Below are 21,644 nucleotides of genomic sequence, written 5' to 3'. Positions count from 1 at the left end.
GCCCACCGGAGATACCTCACAGCCGCCGTAACCATCCACAGAGGTATTGTCAAGAGGACACTGCCACCCTGACGGAAATGTGTCACACGACCCGGGACATTCCACGGGCGCGGGGGACTCACCCACCGGCGCGAGGGACGTCCCACAAGCATGGACGGGAGAACACGCGTGACGCGCAGCGTGTACGTGACCGGGATCGACCGCGGCGACGGCCGGCAGGTCGTGGAGCTGGGAGTCATGGAACTCCTGACCCGCCAGGTGGACCGGGTGGGGGTCTTCCGTCCGCTCGTCCATGACGGCCCGGACCGCCTCTTCGAACTGTTGCGTGTCCGCTACCGGCTGTCACAGGACCCGGCCACGGTCTACGGGCTCGACTACCACGAGGCGTCCGCGCTCCAGGCCGAGCAGGGAACGGACGAGCTGGTCTCGCAGCTGGTCGAGCGCTTCCACCAGGTGGCGCGGGACTACGAGGTCGTCCTCGTCCTCGGCACCGACTTCGCCGAGACCCAGCTGCCCGACGAGCTCTCGCTCAACGCCCGGCTCGCGAACGAATTCGGCGCGTCCGTCATAGCCGTGGTGGGCGGCAAGGACCAGACGGCCGAGTCCGTACGGGCCGAGGCGCGCAACGCGCACCGCGCGTACGACGTCCTGGGGTGCCACGTCCTGGCCGTCGTGGTGAACCGGGTCGCCGCCGAGGACCGCGAGGCGATCGCCGACCGGCTCACGGCACGGCTGCCGGTGCCCTGCTACGTCCTGCCGGACGAGCCGGCCCTCGCCGCCCCGACCGTCGCCCAGGTGACCCAGGCGCTGGGGGCCACGGTGCTGCTCGGGGACGATTCTGGCCTGGCCAGGGACGCGCTGGACTTCGTCTTCGGCGGGGCGCTGCTGCCGAACTTCCTCGGCGCGCTGACCCCCGGCTGCATGGTGGTCACCCCCGGCGACCGCGCCGATCTGGTGGTGGGCGCCCTCGCGGCGCACTCGGCGGGCACACCCCCCATCGCCGGCATTCTGCTCACGCTCGACGAGCGGCCCGGCGACGCCATCCTGACCCTGGCCTCCCGGCTCGCGCCCGGCACCCCGGTCGTCTCGGTGGCCGGCGGATCCTTCCCCACCGCGGCGGAACTCTTCCGGCTGGAAGGGAAGTTGAACGCCGCCACCCCGCGCAAGGCGGAGATGGCGCTGGGCCTGTTCGAGCGCCATGTCGACACCACGGACCTGCTGGCCCGGATGTCGGTGGCGCGCAGCGGCCGGGTGACACCGATGATGTTCGAGCACGAGCTGCTGGAACAGGCGCGTGCCCACCGCCGCCGGGTCGTCCTCCCCGAGGGAGCCGAGGAGCGGGTCCTGCGCGCCGCCGACGTCATCCTGCGCCGTGACATCTGCGATCTCACCCTCCTCGGGGACCCCGACGCGATCCGCAAGAAGGCCGCCGACCTCGGCATCGATCTCGGCCCGGCGCAGCTGATCGATCCGGTCACCTCCGAGCTGCGTCAGGGCTTCGCCGAGCGGTACGCACAGCTGCGCGCGCACAAGGGTGTCACCGTGGAGCTGGCGTACGACGTGGTGGCGGACGTGAACTACTTCGGCACGCTGATGGTGCAGGAGGGCCTGGCCCACGGCATGGTGTCGGGCGCGGTGCACTCGACGGCCGCGACGATCCGCCCCGCCTTCGAGATCATCAAGACCAAGCCGGACGCTTCGATCGTCTCCTCGGTCTTCTTCATGTGCCTCGCCGACCGGGTGCTGGTGTACGGCGACTGCGCGGTGAACCCGGACCCGAACGCGGAGCAGCTCGCGGACATCGCCGTCCAGTCGGCGGCCACGGCCGCCCGGTTCGGGGTGGAGCCGCGGATCGCGATGCTCTCGTACTCGACCGGCACGTCGGGCTCGGGCGCGGACGTCGACAAGGTACGCGAGGCCACCAAGCTGGTGCGCGGGGAGCGGCCCGACCTGCGGATCGAGGGCCCGATCCAGTACGACGCGGCGGTGGAGCCGTCGGTCGCCGCGACGAAGCTGCCGGAGTCGGAGGTGGCGGGACAGGCGTCGGTGCTGATCTTCCCCGACCTGAACACCGGCAACAACACGTACAAGGCGGTGCAGCGCTCGGCCGGGGCCGTGGCCGTGGGCCCGGTGCTCCAGGGGCTGCGCAAGCCGGTCAACGACCTGTCGCGCGGCGCGCTGGTGCAGGACATCGTCAACACGGTGGCCATCACGGCGATCCAGGCACAGGGCGAGACCGCATGACCGGGACTCTTCCCGCCGTGCCGGCCGGCGTCATGCGGGCCACCGCCGTACCGACCACCGCAGTACCGGCCACCGCCGTACCGACCACCGTCCCCACAGAAGGCGCCCGATCCGTGACCACCCATGCCACCCGTGCCACCCGTGTCCTCGTCCTCAACTCCGGTTCCTCGTCGGTGAAGTACCAGCTGCTGGACATGCGGGACAGCTCGCGGCTCGCCGCCGGTCTGGTCGAGCGCATCGGTGAGGAGAACTCCCGGCTGGTACACACCCCGCTGCACACCCCGCCGGCGGGCGACGGCGCGGGCAAGCGGGAACGTACGGGCAGGATCGCCGACCACGCGGCGGCACTGGAGGCGGTCGCCGAGGAGCTGGCGCGGGACGGGCTCGGGCTCGACTCCCCCGAACTGGCGGCGATCGGCCACCGGGTCGTCCACGGCGGTCTGCGCTTCACCGTGCCGACGGTCATCGACGAGGACGTCATGGCGGAGATCGAGCGGCTGGTGCCGGTGGCGCCGCTGCACAACCCGGCGAACCTGACCGGGATCCGTACGGCGCGGTCGCTGCGCCCGGACCTGCCGCAGGTCGCCGTCTTCGACACCGCGTTCCACACGACGATGCCGGAGTACGCGGCCCGCTACGCGATCGACGTGGAGACGGCCGACGCGCACCGCATCCGCCGGTACGGCTTCCACGGCACGTCGCACGCCTACGTCTCCCGGAAGACGGCCGAGCTGCTGGGCAAGGACCCGTCCGAGGTCAACGTGATCGTGCTGCACCTCGGCAACGGCGCGTCGGCGTCGGCCGTGGCTGGCGGCCGCTGCGTGGACACCTCGATGGGGCTGACCCCCCTGGAGGGCCTGGTGATGGGCACGCGCTCCGGCGACATCGACCCGGCGGTCATCTTCCACCTCAAGCGGGTGGCCGGCATGTCCGTCGACGAGATCGATGAACTTCTCAACAAGAAAAGCGGTCTGGTCGGCCTCTCCGGGGACAACGACATGCGGGAGATCCGCCGTCGGGTCGAGGAGGGCGACGAGCGGGCGAAGCTCGCTTTCGACGTGTACATCCACCGGCTGAAGAAGTACATCGGCGCCTACAGCGCGGTACTCGGGCGGGTGGACGCGGTCGTCTTCACGGCGGGTGTGGGGGAGAACGCGGCGGAGGTGCGGGAAGCTTCCGTCGCAGGTCTGGAGCAGCTGGGCCTGGCGGTGGACGCCGGCCGCAACGCCGTACGTTCCGGTGAGCCGCGGATCATCTCCCCGGACAGTGCCCGGGTCGTGGTGGCCGTGGTGCCGACCGACGAGGAGCTGGAGATCGCGCAGCAGACGTTCGCACTGGTCAGTGATAATCGAACACTCGACGCCTGAGCGGCCCCTCGCCCATTTGTACTTTCCACCAGGCGGAATATTCCGCGTCGAAACAAACCGATAGGATCCGCCTCATGCGCCGTTCCAAAATCGTCTGTACCCTGGGTCCCGCCGTCGACTCGTACGAGCAACTGAAGTCGCTCATCGAGGCCGGTATGAACGTGGCCCGTCTGAACATGAGCCACGGGAGCCACTCGGAGCACGAGGGGCGCTATCAGCGCGTCCGCGAGGCGGCGAAGGACACCGGCCGCGCCGTGGGTGTCCTCATCGACCTCCAGGGCCCCAAGATCCGCCTGGAGACCTTCGCCGAGGGACCGGTCGAACTGGTCCGCGGTGACGAGTTCACCATCACGACCGAGGACGTCCCGGGCGACAAGTCCATCTGCGGCACCACGTACAAGGGTCTGCCCGGCGATGTCACCAAGGGCGACCAGATCCTGATCAACGACGGCAACGTCGAGCTGCGCGTGGTGGAGGTCGAGGGCCCCCGGGTCAAGTCGATCGTCATCGAGGGCGGCGTCATCTCCGACCACAAGGGCATCAACCTGCCCGGCGCGGCGGTGAACGTCCCGGCGCTGTCCGAGAAGGACATCGACGACCTGCGCTTCGGTCTGCGGATGGGCTGCGACATGGTCGCGCTCTCCTTCGTCCGGAACGCGGACGACGTGCTGGACGTCCACAAGATCATGGACGAGGAGGGCCGCCGGGTCCCCGTCATCGCCAAAGTGGAGAAGCCGCAGGCGGTCGAGAACATGGAGTCCGTCGTCGCGGCGTTCGACAGCGTCATGGTCGCCCGTGGTGACCTGGCCGTCGAGTACCCGCTCGAAAAGGTCCCCATGGTGCAGAAGCGGCTCATCGAGCTGTGCCGCCGCAACGCCAAGCCGGTGATCGTCGCGACCCAGATGATGGAGTCGATGATCACCAACTCCCGCCCGACCCGCGCCGAGGCGTCCGACGTCGCCAACGCGATCCTCGACGGCGCGGACGCGGTCATGCTCTCCGCCGAGTCCTCGGTGGGCGCGTACCCGATCGAGACGGTCAAGACCATGTCGAAGATCGTGGTCGCGGCGGAGGAGGAGCTGCTCTCCAAGGGCCTCCAGCCGCTGGTCCCGGGCAAGAAGCCCCGCACGCAGGGTGGTGCGGTGGCCCGCGCCGCCGCCGAGATCGCGGACTTCCTGGACGGCAAGGCCCTGGTCGCCTTCACCAAGTCCGGTGACACGGCCCGCCGGCTGTCCCGCTACCGCGCGGCCCAGCCGATCCTGGCCTTCACGACGGACGAGACGACCCGCAACCAGCTCGCGCTGAGCTGGGGCGTGGAGTCCTTCGTGGCCCCGCACGTGGACACCACGGACGCGATGGTCGACATCGTCGACGCGGAGCTGCTGAAGCTCCACCGCTACAACGAGGGCGACACGATGGTCATCACGGCGGGCTCGCCCCCCGGCGTCCCCGGCACGACGAACATGGTCCGGGTCCACCACCTGGGCGGCACGAACGCCTGACGCGCTTCTCGCTTCGCCACGTCGGCCCGCCGGGACCCCCGGCGGGCCGACGTGCTGTGCGGCGCGTTCTTGCCCTGGCCCGCAGCGATTCCCGATACGGCGAGCACGCGGGCTGATGTCGCGGCGGGACAGAGGTTGCCGTGAAGACCCTAGATCGCCAGGTGCGCGTTGGCAGCTTGCGCGGCTTCCGCCAGTGCCGGAATCTCCACGACCTCGACGCCGGCCTGTGCCAGCAACTCGATCCCCTGGCAGCCGGTGACGAACAGGTCGGGCTCCCGCCAGGCGACGACGACGCGCGGAATGCCGGCATGAAGGATCAATTGGCTGCACGTACGGGGCCGGGATCGGCGTTCGGAGCAGGGCTCCAGAGAACTGTAGAGAGTGGCGCCGGTCAGGCGGGGGTCGGCCTCCGCGAGCTTGGCGAGAGCGGATTCCTCGGCGTGGACGTGCGGGTCGCTCTCCCGGCTGAAGCCACGGCTGATCTCCTCGCCGTCGGCCCCCACAATGATGGCTCCGACATTGAACGCCGCCTCGCTGGGCGGGCAGTTGGTGGCCAGCTCGACTGCACGGGCCAGCCACGCGTGGTCCTGGGCGGGGTCGACGGTCACGGGGTTGCCTCCTTGGGCGCGTAACGGAGGAGAACGACATCGCCGACGGCGCGCGTCTCCAGGAGAGTCATACGGCGGGTGGAGCCGCCGGGATAGGCGGCCGGGTTGAGAAATCGTGGCGCCTCGGACTGGCCGACCAGCAGCGGAGCTATGGCCAGTTGGACTTCGTCGGCCAGTCCCTGCGAGAGGAACTGGGTATGGATGGTTCCGCCGCCCTCGACCATCAACCGCCGGACCCCACGAGCGGCGAGATCGTCCAGCAGGAGGCCGAAGTCCACTTCCGGGCCGGTGCTGACGACCTCGGCCAGGCCATCGAGAGTCTCGCGGAGCTTCGGCGCGGCGGCGGCCGTGGTGTAGACGACCTTCTGATCACCGTGGTGCCAGAACTTCAACTCGGGGTCCAGGTAGCCGGCGGCGGTGAGGGTGACCTTCAGGGGGTACTCGGACTTCCCCGCCGCCAGGCGGGCCGCACGGCGTTCGGGGTCGTTCACCAGCAGGCGCGGATTGTCCCGGCGCAGGGTGTTGCCGCCGATGAGGATGGCATCGGACTCGGCGCGTACCTGATCGACCCGGTCGAAGTCCTCGGAGTTGGACAGCAGCAGTCGCTCGGCCGAGGTGTCGTCGATGTGGCCGTCGATGGACGTGGCGACGCTGAGCAGGACGTACGGGCGCTCGGCCATGGATGCTTCGTCCGTTCCTTTGTGAGACTCGGTCAGGCTTGATGGGTCACGATGCTGTCGAGAGCTGCCCGGAATTCGACCACCTCCGGGCTGGTTTGCCAACGCCCCAGCTCTGCGTCCAGCACTGACAGCTCGTTGAAGATCCTCGCCGACCCGGTCTGCGCCGCGATGGGCAGGGCCTGGAGGCCGTTTTCCACGGCCTGTTCGGGCTCTTCTGCCCGGACATGGGCGACTGCGGCGCGGGAGAGGTACACACCCCGGTCCCGCCGGTAGTACGGCGGAAGGGAGCGGATGGCCTGCGCGAATCCTTCGGCGGCGGCGCTGTGGTCGCCGAGGGCGGACAGCGAATGGGCCCGCTGAGCCTGGACATAAGTCGTGTCCAGCCAACCGCCCCGGCGGCCGGCCTCGTCGTGCAGCTCGCTGACGAGGTTCAGAACCATGTCGTACGCACGTCGGCAAGCCCCGCTGTCACCGTACAGTGCGTGGCCGTGTGCTCCGTACATGGCGCTCATCGCCTGGAGGCGACCGTGCGGAGGCGCCATGACCTGTGCGGCGTCGGCCAGATCGAGCGCTTCCGCGCGGTCGCCGATGTCTCCTGCCAGATGTGCCTTACGCACCATGACGTACGTGACCAGCTCCCGGCCGCCGCTCGCGTGGGACCAGTCCAGGGCGCGGTCCGTCCAGTACTGGGCCGCGCGGTGGTCTCCCGCGTCCTGGTGGAGCCAGCCGCAGAACTCGGCGTATTCCGCCTGCACTTGGAGCAGAGCCCGGCGGTCGGCGCCGGAGGTGTCCGCGCGCAGGCGCTGGATGAGGGCGATGTGATCGCGCACGGTCCCGATCACGTGACCGGAGCCGAGAAGGTTGTCGCACTCGACCAAGGCGCGGCGGAGCTGCTGAAGGTGCTGGACGGGATGGGTATCAGGGACGTACGCACCGCAGGCGGCGGCGCCGATCCCCGTCAGGGCGGCGCCGCCGGGGGCGAGCAGCGCGGCTCCGGTGAGCCCTCCACGCAGGAGTGCTCGGCGCGGCATCGTCACGAAGATGATCCTCCCGTCGGCGGTACGGCACGGGACGCGGATCTCCCGGTCGCCGGCCTCGTCCAGCATGGCCGCACTCCGCTCCGGCGGATCACCATGTCGGCCCGCTCCGGCGGAACTGTCCGCATCGACACCGCGGTTGTCCGCATCGGCCGTACGACTGTCCGCTTCCGCCATGACCCGCACCAGCGCGCGGGCCAGCACACCGCCCGTCCTCAACCGCGCGTCCAGGACCTCCGCGAGCTCGGGCGTGCAGCGCCGTACCGCCTTCTCGATCTTCGCGATGAGATCGCCGCTGACGTGCACGGAGGCGCCCAGCTCATCCTGGGTGAGGGCGTGCCGGGTGCGCCAGTGGCGTAACTCGGCGCCGAACCAGTCCCGGTCGGACCGGCCCGGTTCCAAGGGCTTGGGCGGCTGCGGCATCCGATCCCCCTTCGGCCATCGATGTGGACACCCACTGTCGTCCACATGCCGGACTACCGGACGGATACCGCCGTGGGCCTGAATGGTTCCACGACGTTCCGTACCCAGTACACACCGCAACGAGCGGCGATCGCCGGGGTTTCCCACCCAGGGGGAGCAATGCCACCAGAAGCCACCACCCGAGCACCACGAACCGCACCTCCGCCTCCAGCCCTCGCGCTGACCTGGCACATGGAGTTCACGCCGTACGCGAAGTGCGTATGGCTCGTCCGCCGGCAGATCGAGCGCGCCATGACCGGCTGGGGGTGCGCGGAGGACGACACGGCGACCGCCGTGCTGATCTGCGGCGAAATGGCCACGAACGCCGTCGAGCACGCCCGCGTCCCGGGCGAACGCTTCGAGGTCCAGGTGACCGTGAACGGCAACGCCTGCCTGATCGAGGTGTCCGATCCGCTCACCGTCCCTCCCCGGCCGGCTTCGCCGACGCCCGACGACGAACACGGCCGAGGACTCCACCTCGTCGCCGCCCTCGCCGACGACTTCGGCCACCGCCTCCGCCCGGAGGGCGGCAAAACGGTGTGGGCCCGGCTGACTCTGACCACCGACAAGGAGGCGGCGTGGCCGCGCTGACGGAATTCGAAGCGAAGGTACTGGACATCGACCCGAGTGCGATGGCGGAACGCATCACCGGCGCGGGAGGGGTTCACGTGGCGGACCGGGTAATGCGCCGGTACGTGTACGACATCGTCACCGGCCGGGCCGGGCGCTGGATCCGGCTGCGCGACACCGGGGCCGAGGTGACCTTGTGTGTCAAGGAGATCACCTCCGACGCGATCGACGGCACGCTCGAAACCGAGGTCACCGTCGGTGACTTCGACACCACCCACGCTCTGCTCGGCCAACTCGGCTTCCGCGCCAAGGCTTATCAGGAGAACCGGCGCTCCTCCTGGCTGCTGGACGGTGTCCGCCTGGAGATCGATTCCTGGCCGGGGATCCCGCCCTACCTGGAGATCGAGGGTGACAGCCCCGAGCAGGTGTGGGAAGCGTCCGAGCGGCTCTCCATCACTCAGGAGGAGCTGACGAGCGAGAACACCAGGGCTGTCTATGCCCGTTACGGCATCGACCTGGAGAGCATCGCCGAACTGCGATTCCTGTCCTGATCCACCCCGGAGCCAGAAAGCGGCGCCACGCGCGAGAAAACCGACCTGCCCGTAGAGATCCGCCCGGACCGCACCCTACGCGTCAAGATCATCGACGCCTGCGGCCTGTCCTGCACCTTCTGCCACAACGAGGGGACGCCGGTGACCGCCGACAACCTCGGCAAATCGGCAGGAGAGTTTACCGGCACAGCCGGACGCGCCGGGCGGGTGTCCATCTACCTGAGCACCAACGGAGCCTCCTTCCTCCCTGCCCGGGTAGAACCCGACGCGGACTTCGCCCTCGCACTGGCTGCCGTGCGTGGCAGCCTCGACACCAGTGAGGTCCACTTCACGGGCGGCGAACCCACACTCCATCCCCGGCTTCCCGAGCTGGTCGCCATGGGGTGCCGCCTGGGCCTCACCGTCGGGTTGACCTCCAACGGGGAAAATGGCGCGGCGGTTCTCGCCGACTGTGCCGCAGCCGGACTCGACCGCATCAACCTGTCCGTTTTCGGCAGCACCCCGGACGAACTGGCTGCCGTCCAAGCACCCCGAATCGGCTCCGCCAAACTGGCCGAGCGGAAACTGGCCGCACTGCACGCCACGATGGAGACAGCGCTCTCCCATGGCGTGAAGGTCTCGGCCAACATCGTGGTCCCTGACCACGCGCACGTCTCCCGCGTAGTGAAAACCATCGAGGAATACGGGCGGGACGTGGTGGTGCGCATGCTCGTCTCACTGGCGGACGGTGGCGTGTCTCTGTCCGCCACGCAGGAGATCCTCGACCGGCTCGATGCCGTTCCGGTTCGACACATCCTGACCGCAGGGGGCTCCGACCAACGCACTCAATACCGGCTCCCCGACGGCCGCCTCCTCTATGCCAAATCCATCCGCCCCGTAAGACTTCCGGAGACCTGCGCCGACTGCCGGTTCAACAACGACCGGGACTGCCAGGAGGGCTACTACGGCCTACGCCTCTACCGGGCACAGGGCGGCCCCTTCATGGTGGGCGTCTGCATCCAGCGCATGGATCTCTGCGTCCCTCTGGGGAACTTCGTCATGAGCCGGCTCTGCCACGAAGTCCAGGCACTCCGTGATGCCGAACACGCCCGGCTCACCGCTCTCCATGCCGCCCATGGCGTCCGATGACGTGTTCGCGGACGTTCCCCTGCGATGCGTACGACGGGAAGGCGGCGCGCGCATGGGCGGCTTCCCTCCATGCCCGGCAGAGGCTGTGAGCACGGCCGAGACGCTGTGCGGTAGTCCGGTCATACTGACCGGGATCACGGACCGGCGCGGCTCGGCGGTCTGGAAGGCCGTCGGCCCGCGTGGTTCGGTGGCCGTGAAGAGCGGATACGGAGTCGGCGCGGAGAGCGTTCTGCGGGAGACCACCGTCCTCAATGAGCTGTCCGGCCGCACCGTCGTCGGAGGCAGGACCGGTGACAGCGTCTGGTACGTCACCGACTGGCTCGACGGCCCGTCCACATGGAAGGTGTTCCAGCCGGTCCGCGACGGCGTCGACGGTCGCACGTGGGCCCTGACCGGGGCGGTAGAACTGTGCCGGGCAGCAGCCGAACTGCACGAACTGGGCTGGCGTCAAAGCGACTTGCAACCCTCTCACGGAATCCACAGGGCGGCCGGGGTCTGCCTGATCGACTTCGCCTGGTCCTGGCGGGAGGGACTGTCCGCTCCGGCGCACTTCCGTGGTGGTGTCACCCACCTGGACGCCCCCGAGTTCGCCGCACGGATCGATGACGGCGCGCGGCACGTCACACCGACCGTGGCAGCCGACGTGTACGCGCTCGCCGGGGCCCTCTGGACCTGTGCCACGGTACGTGGCCGCTGGACTACAGGGCGGCCGGGATCACCGTACGTCGTTCCGGTTTGGCCGAACTGCGGAAGGCGATTGCCGCAGGTGGTATCCCATTGACCGGTGGATGGCGGTGGGCGGAGCCGCGCGCTGTACTCGCCGACGTACTCACGGCTCGGGCCGCCGCCCGCCCGACGGCCACCGAACTGGCCGACACTCTTGCGCGGACATCGACATGACCTGACCCGGGACCGGTATGCAGCGACAGGCGCCGATGTCGTGCACAGCGGAGGACAGTTATGGCGGTGTCCCGCACCGACCGGTCGGTGCGGGACACCGCCATGACCGCGGCTCCCGGAAAGGTCCTTGGTCAGTCCGTGATGTAGTTCTGCAGGCCCGGGATCGTGAGCGTGCCGCCGAACTGCCCGGCCTGGGTGACCTGGACGTCGGTGAAGAAGGCGAAGGGGACGTTCACCGGAGGCGGGGTCTGGGGGCTGAACGTGATCGGGATGAGGCCGAAGAGGTTGCCCTTCAGCTCCTCCGTGTACATCGTCACCTGGCCGTCGCGGATCGTGGAGGTGGAGCCCGCGCGGGCCTTCACGTGGGCTGTCCTGCCCTCCGGATAGACGACGGTCTGGTGCAGATCCCTGATGTCCAGCGACGAGGCCGTGAACTTCAGCACCTTCTTGATCTTGCCGCTGCCGGTCTTCACCTCGACGATGCCGTGGTAGTCGAGACCGTTGAGGGTCAGCAGTGAACTCTGCAGCTTCCAGGGGTCGTCGGGCAGGCGCGGGAGGCCCTGCTCCTCCTTGGCCGCGGCGAGGGCCTCGGGGTCGGCGGTCGGGCAGGGGAAGGGTTCCTTGCCGTCGGCGCCCCGCGGGATGTCGTCGTCCGCGTGGGCTTCGAGGCCCTTGGCGTTGTCGTCCAGTTCTTCCACGGTGGCGCCGACCTGGTTCGCCGCGTCCTTGATGGCGTTCTTCGTGCCCTCCAGTGCTCCGCCGACAGCGTCGCCCGGCGAAGCGGCTGGCCCGGCCGGGGACGTGGCCGGGGGCTTCGACACCGGGGGCTTCGGCGTCGGGTCCCCGTGCGGGGTCCCGGCCGGTGCCTGCGGCGCTGAGGTGCCCGGCGCGGGGGTGCCAGGCTTCTCCTTGCCGGACCCGCCGCCCAGGAGGCCGCCGAGCAGGTCCCCCAGGCCCAGCGGGTCCCGAGGCTTCGTGGTCCTGGTCGGAGTGGGCGTCGGTTTCGGGGCTGCCGGTGCCTCTGCCTCCGGCGCGGTCGAACTCTCGGGTTCGCCCGGGCTCCCCGGTGCGGCCGTGCTCTCCGACGGGTCCGGCGTGGGCGTCGCGGAAGGAGAGTCCGGGGACGCGGGTGAGTTCGAGGGGGACGGCGACTGGGACCCCGAGGGCGTCGGTGTCGCGGACGCCTCCGGCTCGTCCGAACGCGTCACGCACGGGCCCGGCGCGAAGGGTATGTCCTGGTGGTCGTCGGCCATCGCGAGCCTGGGGGTGAGCCCCATGCCCACGAAGACGGCCGTCGGCATCGCGGCCAGCGCCATCGCCTTGCCGGCGGGTATGTGGAGCTTCGTCAGAAGGGACTTCTTCGGGGCCGCGTGGCGCGGCCCCTTTCTGACCCGGGATTCATCGTCTCCGGCCGCGTCCCACTGCGCGTCGTCACCCCGCACTGTTCCTCCCGCCGTTGGCATGGGCAGTCGTTTCCGTCACGTTCGGGTCCTCCCCGTCGCGCGGACCGGGAAAGAAAGGATCATCGGCGCCGTGCGGCGCCGGCTCCTGGTGGGGGGCGTCGATCCCGGTGGCCGGCTCGGCGGCCTTGCCGGGTGCCCAGGAGATCGAGAGCGCGCCGCCGACCAGGGCGAGCAGGAAGCCGATGAGGAAACCACCGATGTTGGCGACCGGGATCGACACCAGGGCCAGCAGGATGGTGGCGACACCGGCGAAGACCCGCACGATGCTGTGGAACCACATCGTGAGGCCCAGCGTGATCAGCAGGACACCGATGATCAGTGAGCCCGCGCCCGCCGTGGTGGCCATCGCCAGTGTGAGATGGCCCAGCTGCAGATGGGCGTACGGGAAGTAGGCGATCGGCGCTCCGCTGAGCAGCGTGAACAGGCCCGCCCAGAAGGGCCGGGCACCTCGCCAGGCACGGAAGTGAAGCCGCCAATAGGTGAATCCGCGGGAACCTGTGGACTCGGCGCTCATGGAAAACAGCTCCCTGGAACCGGTGTTGCTGTGAGAAAGAGTCAGGGGTGGGCGGGCGGGAACGTCTCGGTGGCTCCCCGCCCGCCCGGGCGGGTGCTTAGAAGCACTCCTTGGTGCCCGTGTGCAGCTTCAGGCTCAGACCACTGAGCTTGAAGGTGCCGGCCGTGGTCGCCCACGCCGTCTGCTTCACGCCGGTCAGCGTCGCCTTCTCCGCGCGCTGCGCGAAGCCGTACGGGTTGACCTTGCTCTCGCTGCCGGGCTGGATCTTCGTCCCGTTGCTGGGATCGCCCGCCGCCACACCGATGTCGATGTTCTTGAACACGGCGTCGGCGTCGAGCTGGGCGACGTCGATGTAGATGTTCGTCGCCTTGACCGGCTTCTTGGCGTCCTGGCCGGCACGCAGCTCAAGGCTGACGCTGCCGAAGACCGGGACGTCCGGCGTGACCACCGACTGGCACATGTTGGTGATGGTGGCCGAGCTGAATCCGGAGACCGCGACCGGATGTGCGGCCGGGTTGCCCTTCAGATCCGTGCCGGTGTCGATCGATCCGTACTGGACGAAGTTGTCACCGACCAGGCTGTCGGCACTCACCTTGAAGCTCTGGCCGGACACGCTGAACGAGGCGGCCAGCGCCCCCTGGGCGAGAGCGACGCCTATCGCGGCCGTCGCGGCCACGCTCGGCACCATGACAACGGCGAAACGCTTCCATCTGGTCCCGCCGCGAACTTGGGACTCCATGAATTTCCTCCTTCTCGGACGTACATCTCCGGATCGGGCCGGAGCCCGACCTGGGATGGGAGAAGTGCGACGTCCTCGGGAAGGGGAGCACCTGCTTCCGGAGACGCGAGCCGTGTCCCGAACACCGGCGATCACCCCCGAGCGACAACCACTGGCCACGCGTTCGCGCAACCTCTGGACAGGCCCTGCCAGGTGGGCAGGAACCCCCCTGTCCGGGCCGGCGGCGTTGCCGCCGGTCCGCCCGGTGGGGACCCAAGGACCGGACGGCGCGGCCGGCTGCCGTGCTGGTGCGGAATTGGACCGAGCGTCGACGATCGTGGTGCATTCACGGCCAGGACACAAGGGGCTTCGTTACCGACTAGTAACGGCGAGATAACCGGACGGCGACCCGGGGGTACCGGACGGCCACACAGGGTGCGGCTCACCGGTATGGCAGAAGCGGCGATTGCCACCCATAGCCGGACAGAGCACGGGAGTTGCTTTACTGCGCGTAACTTCGAGTAACAGCGGCCGCGTTTGCCAAGTTTTGGCAAAGCCCGGCCGCTGTCCTCACTCTGTCGCCACATCAGCGACGAATCCGACGCGCCGTCGGCACACCGGAGCGTCAAGGCGTCGGGGTGTCACCTGAGGTGTCACCCCGTCAAGGCGTCAGCACCTCAGAAAAGGACCCGCGCCAGGGCCGAACGCGCCGCCGTCACCCGGGGGTCGTCCCCACCGATGACCTCGAACAGTTCGAGCAACCGCACCCGGGCCGCCTCCCGCTCGTCACCGAACGTACGGCGCACGGCCTCGACCAGCCGGCCGAAGGCGTCCTCCACATGGCCCCCGACCAGATCGAGGTCGGCCGCCGCGATCTGCGCCTGGACATCGCCGGGAGCCTCCGCCGCGTCCTTGCGCACCTGCTGCGGGTCCATCCCCTGGACGCGCGCGAGCAGTTCGGCCTGGGCGAGGCCCAGCTTGGCCTCGGTGTTGCCGGGGTCGTCGGTGAGCACGTTCCGGTACGCCTGGGCGGCGCCGGCGAAGTCATTGGCGTCCAGGGCGTGTACGGCCGCTTCGAGCAGGGCGTCGTACGGGCCCTCGGGCACCGCGGCCTCGTAACCGGCCTGGTCCGCGTCCGCGTCGACCAGGATGCCGGTGAGTCCGAAGCGCTCCTCACCGACCTGGATCAACTGATCGAGCGTCTGGCGGATCTGGGTCTCCGGGGCCGCGCCCTGGAAGAGCGGCAGCGCCTGCCCGGCCACCACCGCGAAGGCCGCGGGAATGCCCTGGATGCCGAACTGCTGCATCAGCATCTGATTGGTGTCGGCATCGATCTTGGCGAGGACGAACCGGCCGTTGTACTCCCGCGCCAGCCGCTCCAGCACCGGGGTCAGCTGCATGCTCGGCTCGGCGCGCGCGGACCAGAAGTCGATGACGACGGGGACTTCGGCGGAGCGCTGGAGGACATCGCGCTCGAAGCCGGCTTCGTCGACGTCGACGACCAGGCTGGACGGGGCTACGGCAGCGGGGCCGCCGTGGCGGGCCGCATCGGCGCGGGCCTGCTCCGCCTTCGCCTTGGCCTCACCGGCCGCCTTGATCGCGGCGAGGTCGACGACGCCGCTCATGGACATGTTCCTAGGCTGCATGAGTACATCCTCCCCCTTCGGCGCGCACTTCCGGAAAGCGGTACGCGCGCGCCGTGCCGGAACACCGCCCGCCGTGGTCCTCGCCGGCGTGCGAGAGATACGGTCGGACGCGCCCCAGAAGTTCACCGCCGGGTCCCCACCCGGCGCCAGTGGTCGTCGCGCGAAGCTGATCAAGGCTTCCGCTACGGGTCGTAGCGTAACTCCACGCTCCGGAACGCGCGCCGGATTTTTTCGGTGAACTGGCTCACAGCAGATTGCCTACCGGCCGGTATGGTCGGGGCCATGCGTACCCGCTCCCGCGACACCGACGTGCGCACGTCCCGTACCGGCCGCCCCCGCAGCGCCGGGACCGACTCCGCGATCCTGGAGGCGACCAGGGGCGCGCTGGTCGAGCTGGGCTGGTCCAAGCTGACGATGGGTGATGTGGCGATCCGGGCGGGCGTCGCCAAGACCACCCTCTACCGGCGGTGGGCGAACAAGAGTGAGCTGGTCGTCGACGCGGTCGCCGTCCTCTTCGACGAACTCGAACTGCCCGACGCGGGCTGCCTGGCGGCCGACGTCGAGGGCGTGGTGCTCCGGTTCGCCGCGCTGCTGGAGCGGCCGGAGACCAGGACCGCGCTGATGGCGGTGGTCGCCGAGGCCACCCGGGACGAAGCGCTGCGCGCGCGGATCCGGGGGTCGATCGTCGACCGGCAGAAGCGCCTGGTCCTGTTGGGGCGGGAGCGCGCGCAGGCTCGCGGGGAACTCCCCCGCGAGCCCGACGACGCGACGGCGGCCCGCACCGCGGACCTGATCTTCGACGTGATCGCGGGCACGGTGGTGCACCGCTCCCTGGTCAGCGTGGAACCGGTCGACGAGGGGTGGGCGCGGACGTTCACCACCCTGCTGCTGGGCGGGCTGGCCGCCGCGGTGGTCTCCTGACCGGCCCTCCGGTCAGGAGACCACGCGGCGGTTGTGGCGGTTACGGCGTTCTCACCTCGCCAGCCGGCCCAGCAGCGACGAGGCCGCCGCGATGCCCGCTGCCGCCGCCACCACCAGCACCCCGAAGTCCAGCAGCAGATGGGACGGGGTGCCGAGCAACAGCCCTCTCAGCGCGTCGACCTGGTAGCTCAGTGGGTTGGCCTTGCTGACCACCTGGAGCCAGCCGGGCATGATCGCCACCGGATAGAGGGCGTTGGAGGCGAAGAAGAGCGGCATGGTGATGGCCTGTCCGATGCCCATCAGCCGGTCGCGGGTGAGCACGATGCCCGCGATCGTCATCGACAGGCAGGAGAAGAAGGCGGATCCGAGGATCACCGCGACGGCCACGCCCAGCAGCCGCAGCGGATTCCAGGTCAGACCCACCCCGAGGGCGGCGGCGATGACGATCACCACGACCGCCTGGATCAGCGCCTTCACTCCGGAGGCGAACGCCTTGCCGCTGATCAGGGCCGATCTCGGGGTCGGGGTGACGAGGAGTTTGGTGAGGATACCGGCGTCCCGCTCCCAGATGATCATGATGCCGTAGAAGATCGCGATGAACATCGCGGACTGGGCGATGATGCCGGGTGCGAGGAAGTCGATGTACGGGATGCCCTGCGTCGGAATGGCCTTGATCCGGGTGAAGGTCTCACCGAAGATCAGCAGCCAGAGGGCGGGCTGGATGGCCCGCGTGTACAGCTCGGTGCGGTCGTGGCGCAGCTTCTGCAGCTCGACCACGCACATCGCGATGACCCTGGCGGGCAGGACCTGCCAGCCGGTACGGGCGCGCGGTGGGACGAGCAGCAGGTTCAGCCGGCCGAGATCGATGGCCTCAGCCGACGCGGGACGCGGTGCGGCGGGTGCTCTGGACATCGCGGAAGTCGCCTCCCTCCTCGTCGAGACCGCTGCCGGCGACGTCCCGGAAGACGTCCTCCAGCGTCGGCATGGGGACCCGCGCGGCCGTGGCACCGGGGGGGCCGGACGCCTGGCGCCGCTCGCGCAGTTCGGCCCGCAGCTCGTCCGGGGTGCCCAGCGCGTGGATCCGGCCGCGGTGCATCAGCGCGACCCGGTCGCAGTACTGCTCGGCCTCGTCCATGTAGTGGGTGGTCACCAGGACGGTCATGCCCGTGGCGTTCCGTACGGCGTTGATGTGCTCCCACACGCTGGTACGGGCGATCGGGTCCAGGCCGATCGTCGGCTCGTCCAGCATCAGCAGCCGGGGCGCGCTGACCAGCGCCTGTGCGAGTTCGAGGCGGCGGATCATGCCGCCGGAGAATGTCTTGGCCATCCTGTCCGCCGCCTCGGTCAGACCGACCGCCTCCAGCGCCTGCGCGACACGCTCGGCCCGCTCGCGGCGGGGTACGTCGAAGACGCGGGCGAAGAGCGTGACGTTCTCGCGGCCCGTCAGCGCCGCGTCGGCGGAGAGCTGTTGCGGTACGTAGCCCAGCAGGCGGCGCACCGCCATCTTCTCCTTCGCCGCGTCGTGCCCGAACACCCGCACCATGCCGGTGGGGACGGGCAGCAGCGTGGTGATGCAGCGGATCGCGGTGGTCTTGCCCGCCCCGTTCGGACCGAGGAGGCCGAAAACCTCACCCGAGCCGACCGAGAGATCGAGGTCGTCGACGGCCTTCGTCTCGGCGAACGCGTAGTTCAGCCCGGTACAGGTGACGGCGTCGGGCCCGGGACCGGACTGTCCGGTTCCGGGGCCGGGATCCTGTGGCCGTGCCTGTGGTCGGGCCTCCGGTCGCGCTTCGTCGGTCATGTCCCCTCCACTTCCTCGTGCAGGTTCTCGGCGAGCCTGCGCAGCGCCGGGAGGGCCGCGGCCAGGGCCGCCTGGTCCTCCTCGGTGAGACGTTCCACCTGTTCACGCACCAGCGCACCCCGGCGTGTCTGCCAGGCGTGCAGCCGCGCCCCGGCCGCGGGGGTGGGGAACAGCAGCGCGGAACGGCGGTCGTCCGGATCGACCTCGCGGATCAGGAAACCGGCCTGGCAGAGCTGGTTGACCAGCGTGGAGACCGAATTGCCCGCGAGGTACAGCTCTTTGGCGGCGGCCGACACCCGGATGCCGGGCTCGGCCGCGACCAGCCTGAGAAGTTCGACCTGTGCCCCGCGCAGTGGCGGGGTGGTCAGACCGTCGCGGAGCCGCCGTCGGATCATGCGCTGGACTCCGGCCAGCACACCGGCGAGCGAGTCGGGGAACTCCTCCGTGGTCATGCCATCTATTTTAGCTCTCACTCAGAGGTATTTTCCAGGGCGCACAGGAGCGTCCCGGAGTCCGGGGGCGGCTCCGGGGCGTACTCCACCGGCCCCGCACCCTCCAGTAGACCGCCGAGGGCCGCCCCCCGCACGGGGAGCGGCCCTCGGCGTTCCCCGGAGGGGCATCTCCCCCCCGGGACCCTCGCGTCTCAGAAGCCCGGCGGCTCCGTGTAGGTGCCCCATTCATCGCGCAGGACGCCGCAGATCTCGCCGAGTGTCGCTTCGGCCCGCACCGCCTCCAGCATGGGGGCGATCATGTTCGAGCCGTCCCGGGCCGCCGTGAGCATGGCCTCCAGGGCCGTACGCACCCGGACGTCGTCGCGGGCGCTCCTGCGGGCGGCGAGGACCTGGACCTGGTCGCGTTCGACCTCGTGGCTGACGCGGAGGATCTCCAGGTCGCCGGTGACCGAGCCGTGGTGGACGTTGACGCCGACGACCCGCTTGTCGCCCTTCTCCAGCGAGCGCTGGTACTGGAAGGCCGACTCGGCGATCTCGCCGGTGAACCAGCCGTCCTCGATCCCGCGCAGAATGCCCGAGGTGACAGGGCCGATCGGATGCCGTCCGTCCGGGTGGGCCCGCAGACCGCGTTCCTTGATCTGCTCGAAGATCTTCTCGGCGTCGGCCTCGATACGGTCGGTCAGCTGCTCGACGTACCAGGAGCCGCCGAGCGGGTCGGCCACGTTGGCGACACCGGTCTCCTCCATCAGCACCTGCTGGGTGCGCAGCGCGATCTCGGCGGCCTGTTCGCTCGGCAGCGCGAGGGTCTCGTCGAGGGCGTTGGTGTGCAGCGAGTTCGTGCCGCCGAGGACGGCCGCCAGGGCCTCCACGGCGGTCCGTACGACGTTGTTGTACGGCTGCTGCGCGGTCAGCGAGACGCCTGCCGTCTGGGTGTGGAAGCGGAGCCACTGCGCCTTGTCCGTCGTGGCGCCGTACACCTCCTTCATCCAGCGCGCCCAGATCCGGCGGGCCGCGCGGAACTTGGCGATCTCCTCGAAGAAGTCGAGGTGCGCGTCGAAGAAGAAGGAGAGACCGGAGGCGAAATGGTCCACGTCCAGGCCGCGGCTCAGCCCCAGTTCCACGTAGCCGAAGCCGTCCGCGAGGGTGTAGGCGAGCTCCTGCGCGGCCGTCGCCCCGGCCTCGCGGATGTGGTACCCGGAGACCGAGAGCGGCTTGTACGCGGGGATGGCGGCCGCGCAGTGCTCCATCAGGTCGCCGATCAGGCGCAGATGCGGCTCGGGCTGGAAGAGCCACTCCTTCTGCGCGATGTACTCCTTGAAGATGTCCGTCTGGAGCGTGCCGTTGAGGACGGCGGGGTCGACGCCCTGGCGCTCGGCGGCGACCAGGTACATGCAGAAGACCGGGACCGCCGGGCCGCTGATGGTCATCGAGGTGGTGACCTCGCCGAGCGGGATGTCACCGAAGAGGATCTCCATGTCGGCGGCCGAGTCGATGGCGACGCCGCAGTGGCCGACCTCGCCGAGGGCGCGCGGGTCGTCGGAGTCGCGGCCCATGAGGGTGGGCATGTCGAAGGCGACGGAGAGCCCGCCGCCGCCCGCGGCCAGGATCATCTTGTAGCGCTCGTTGGTCTGCTGGGCGTTGCCGAAGCCGGCGAACTGCCGGATGGTCCAGGTGCGGCCCCGGTAGCCGGTCGGGTGCAGCCCGCGGGTGAAGGGGTACTCGCCCGGCCAGCCGATCCGTTCGAAGCCCTCGTAGGTGTCTCCGGGCCGGGGCCCGTAGACCGGCTCCACCGGGTCACCGGAGAGCGTGGAGAAGTCCGCTTCGCGCTTGCGGGCCTTGTCGTACCGGGCCTGCCAGCGTCGGCGGCCCTCCTCGATGGCGTCAGTACCGTCCATACCCACGAATTTACTAGGACGTCCAAGTATCTGTCGATGGGAAACGCCCCGCACGTGTGCGCGGGGCGTCGGGGGTCCGCACGCCGGGGCGCCCGGGGCGCCGCCGTCGTGCCTCGCCTACGCCTTGACGGGCTCCGGTTCGCGGCCAACGATCAGCGGCTGGACCTCGCGGGTGATCTTCGGCTCGACGAAGAACGACGCGACGGGGATGCAGCCGGCCGCCAGCACCCAGAGCAGCTTGCCGAACGGCCACTTCGCCTTGGAGCCCAGGTCGAAGGCGAAGACGACATAGACGATGAACAGGACGCCGTGGATCTGGGAGATCAGCATCGTGTCGCCGGTATCGAACCCGTACTTCAGGATGATCGCCACGGTGAACACCAGCAGCCAGACAGCGGTGACGTACGCCATCACCCGGTAGCGGGTCAGCACATTCGACTTCATGGGAGGGAGCCTAACGGGACACAACCGGCGATCTTCCGGCGGCCCGCCGACCGGGCGTCCCGGCCGGGTCCCGCTCGTCGTGGGCCACTCCTCGCGGGGCCCGCTCCCCGCAGGTCCTACTCCTCGAAGTCCTGGGCCGCCACCCGCAGCGGGCGGAGTATCGCGAAGATCTCCGCGCACTCCTCGGCGTCGTACGCCCCGAGCCCGAAGTCCATCGCCATCAGGTCCCGGGTCGCCGCCTCCACCACCTTGCGGCCCTTCTCGGTGATGGAGGCGAGGGTGCCCCGGCCGTCGTTGGGGTTGGGACGCTTGTCGACCAGTCCCGACCTCACCAGCCGGTCCACGGTGTTGGTGACCGAGGTCGGGTGGACCATCAGCCGTTCGCCGATCTTGGACATCGGCAGCTCACCGGCCTTGGAGAAGGTGAGCAGCACCAGCGCCTCGTACCGGGCGAAGGTCAGCCCGTACGGCTTGACCACCGCGTCGACCCCGGCGAGCAGGATCTGATGCGCGCGCATGATCGAGGTGATGGCACCCATGGAGGGCACCGGGCCCCAGCGCTCCCGCCAGAGGTCTTCGGCGCGGGCGATGGGATCGAAGGGAAGGCTGAGCGGCTTCGGCACGGCATCGACCTTACCCAGTGGTCATATGACAGGCGGCACCGTCTCGACCTTCGGTCCACCGGGCTCCACGGGGGCGGTGGAGCCCGGTGGACCGCGCGCCGGTACGGGCAAATCAGGT

General features: G+C 69.7%; 21 protein-coding genes. 8 read left to right on the top strand and 13 right to left on the bottom strand.

The window, feature by feature from the left end:
• Window positions 1-168 precede the first annotated feature (168 nt).
• The 3 genes from pta to pyk all read left to right on the top strand — a co-directional run bounded on the left by pta (window position 169) and on the right by pyk (window position 5,113).
• Entirely contained in the window at window positions 169-2,244 is a 2,076-nt protein-coding gene (pta, locus tag ACIBAE_RS01660; RefSeq protein ID WP_399281737.1) for a phosphate acetyltransferase, read from the top strand.
• A 32-nt stretch (window positions 2,245-2,276) separates the two neighbouring features.
• On the top strand, window positions 2,277-3,611 hold the full coding sequence (locus ACIBAE_RS01655) for an acetate kinase (protein WP_399281991.1): 1,335 nt from the start codon (window positions 2,277-2,279) through the stop codon (window positions 3,609-3,611).
• Between the two features lie 74 nt (window positions 3,612-3,685).
• Window positions 3,686-5,113 carry a pyruvate kinase gene (pyk, locus tag ACIBAE_RS01650; RefSeq protein ID WP_399281736.1) on the top strand — a complete coding sequence of 476 codons (1,428 nt, stop codon included), beginning with the start codon at window positions 3,686-3,688 and terminating at the stop codon, window positions 5,111-5,113.
• Window positions 5,114-5,262: 149 nt separating this feature from the next.
• On the opposite strand, the gene ACIBAE_RS01645 is transcribed toward pyk, so the two are convergent.
• The 3 genes from ACIBAE_RS01645 to ACIBAE_RS01635 are packed head-to-tail and all read right to left on the bottom strand — an operon-like array spanning window position 5,263 to window position 7,861.
• The gene (locus ACIBAE_RS01645) at window positions 5,263-5,721 is read right to left on the bottom strand and encodes a deaminase (RefSeq protein WP_399281735.1); all 459 of its coding nucleotides are present in this window, start codon (window positions 5,719-5,721) and stop codon (window positions 5,263-5,265) included.
• On the bottom strand, window positions 5,718-6,401 hold the full coding sequence (locus tag ACIBAE_RS01640) for a RibD family protein (RefSeq protein WP_399281734.1): 684 nt from the start codon (window positions 6,399-6,401) through the stop codon (window positions 5,718-5,720). Before ACIBAE_RS01640 ends, ACIBAE_RS01645 begins: the two co-directional genes overlap by 4 nt.
• A 32-nt stretch (window positions 6,402-6,433) precedes the next feature.
• Window positions 6,434-7,861: a helix-turn-helix domain-containing protein gene (locus ACIBAE_RS01635; protein WP_399281733.1), complete on the bottom strand. Its 1,428-nt coding sequence runs from the start codon at window positions 7,859-7,861 to the stop codon at window positions 6,434-6,436.
• Window positions 7,862-8,092: 231 nt separating this feature from the next.
• Here ACIBAE_RS01635 and ACIBAE_RS01630 point away from each other — a divergent pair, with 231 nt between their 5' ends.
• From ACIBAE_RS01630 to ACIBAE_RS01615, 4 genes are all read left to right on the top strand, one after another.
• Entirely contained in the window at window positions 8,093-8,491 is a 399-nt protein-coding gene (locus ACIBAE_RS01630) for an ATP-binding protein (protein WP_399281731.1), read from the top strand.
• Complete coding sequence (locus tag ACIBAE_RS01625) at window positions 8,479-9,021, top strand: class IV adenylate cyclase (protein WP_399281730.1); 543 nt, start codon at window positions 8,479-8,481, stop codon at window positions 9,019-9,021. The genes ACIBAE_RS01630 and ACIBAE_RS01625 overlap by 13 nt, the downstream gene beginning before the upstream one ends.
• Before the next feature lie 57 nt (window positions 9,022-9,078).
• Window positions 9,079-10,149 carry a radical SAM protein gene (locus ACIBAE_RS01620; RefSeq protein ID WP_399281990.1) on the top strand — a complete coding sequence of 357 codons (1,071 nt, stop codon included), beginning with the start codon at window positions 9,079-9,081 and terminating at the stop codon, window positions 10,147-10,149.
• Between the two features lie 85 nt (window positions 10,150-10,234).
• Window positions 10,235-10,930, top strand: coding sequence for a hypothetical protein (locus ACIBAE_RS01615; RefSeq protein WP_399281728.1), 696 nt, complete (start codon window positions 10,235-10,237; stop codon window positions 10,928-10,930).
• 250 nt (window positions 10,931-11,180) lie between these two features.
• Here ACIBAE_RS01615 and ACIBAE_RS01610 read toward each other — a convergent pair whose 3' ends face one another.
• The 4 genes from ACIBAE_RS01610 to ACIBAE_RS01595 all read right to left on the bottom strand — a co-directional run bounded on the left by ACIBAE_RS01610 (window position 11,181) and on the right by ACIBAE_RS01595 (window position 15,390).
• A complete protein-coding gene (locus ACIBAE_RS01610; RefSeq protein WP_399281989.1) occupies window positions 11,181-12,491 on the bottom strand; it encodes a hypothetical protein in 1,311 nt (436 codons plus the stop codon).
• Window positions 12,481-13,026, bottom strand: coding sequence for a DUF6114 domain-containing protein (locus ACIBAE_RS01605; RefSeq protein ID WP_399281727.1), 546 nt, complete (start codon window positions 13,024-13,026; stop codon window positions 12,481-12,483). Before ACIBAE_RS01605 ends, ACIBAE_RS01610 begins: the two co-directional genes overlap by 11 nt.
• Before the next feature lie 97 nt (window positions 13,027-13,123).
• Window positions 13,124-13,765: a DUF6230 family protein gene (locus tag ACIBAE_RS01600; protein WP_399281726.1), complete on the bottom strand. Its 642-nt coding sequence runs from the start codon at window positions 13,763-13,765 to the stop codon at window positions 13,124-13,126.
• A 656-nt stretch (window positions 13,766-14,421) separates the two neighbouring features.
• Window positions 14,422-15,390 (bottom strand): tetratricopeptide repeat protein, encoded by a 969-nt coding sequence (locus ACIBAE_RS01595; RefSeq protein WP_399281725.1) that lies wholly within the window; start codon window positions 15,388-15,390, stop codon window positions 14,422-14,424.
• Between the two features lie 282 nt (window positions 15,391-15,672).
• On the opposite strand from ACIBAE_RS01595, the gene ACIBAE_RS01590 reads away from it, so the two are divergent.
• Window positions 15,673-16,311 (top strand): TetR/AcrR family transcriptional regulator, encoded by a 639-nt coding sequence (locus ACIBAE_RS01590; protein WP_399281724.1) that lies wholly within the window; start codon window positions 15,673-15,675, stop codon window positions 16,309-16,311.
• 51 nt (window positions 16,312-16,362) lie between these two features.
• On the opposite strand, the gene ACIBAE_RS01585 is transcribed toward ACIBAE_RS01590, so the two are convergent.
• From ACIBAE_RS01585 to ACIBAE_RS01560, 6 genes are all read right to left on the bottom strand, one after another.
• Complete coding sequence (locus tag ACIBAE_RS01585; RefSeq protein WP_399281723.1) at window positions 16,363-17,223, bottom strand: ABC transporter permease; 861 nt, start codon at window positions 17,221-17,223, stop codon at window positions 16,363-16,365.
• A complete protein-coding gene (locus ACIBAE_RS01580; RefSeq protein ID WP_399281722.1) occupies window positions 17,183-18,112 on the bottom strand; it encodes an ABC transporter ATP-binding protein in 930 nt (309 codons plus the stop codon). The genes ACIBAE_RS01585 and ACIBAE_RS01580 overlap by 41 nt, the downstream gene beginning before the upstream one ends.
• A complete protein-coding gene (locus tag ACIBAE_RS01575; RefSeq protein ID WP_399281721.1) occupies window positions 18,109-18,564 on the bottom strand; it encodes a MarR family winged helix-turn-helix transcriptional regulator in 456 nt (151 codons plus the stop codon). The genes ACIBAE_RS01580 and ACIBAE_RS01575 overlap by 4 nt, the downstream gene beginning before the upstream one ends.
• A 191-nt stretch (window positions 18,565-18,755) precedes the next feature.
• On the bottom strand, window positions 18,756-20,459 hold the full coding sequence (locus ACIBAE_RS01570) for a methylmalonyl-CoA mutase (RefSeq protein WP_399281719.1): 1,704 nt from the start codon (window positions 20,457-20,459) through the stop codon (window positions 18,756-18,758).
• 117 nt (window positions 20,460-20,576) lie between these two features.
• Window positions 20,577-20,903: a DUF3817 domain-containing protein gene (locus ACIBAE_RS01565; RefSeq protein WP_399281718.1), complete on the bottom strand. Its 327-nt coding sequence runs from the start codon at window positions 20,901-20,903 to the stop codon at window positions 20,577-20,579.
• A 116-nt stretch (window positions 20,904-21,019) separates the two neighbouring features.
• Window positions 21,020-21,526, bottom strand: a complete 507-nt coding sequence (locus ACIBAE_RS01560; protein WP_399281717.1) for a MarR family winged helix-turn-helix transcriptional regulator — start codon at window positions 21,524-21,526, stop codon at window positions 21,020-21,022.
• Window positions 21,527-21,644: the final 118 nt, after the last annotated feature.

This window comes from Streptomyces sp. NPDC051569, assembly GCF_044454085.1.
Taxonomy (GTDB): Bacteria; Actinomycetota; Actinomycetes; order Streptomycetales; family Streptomycetaceae; genus Streptomyces.
This window is presented reverse-complemented; position numbering and strand designations above follow the sequence as displayed.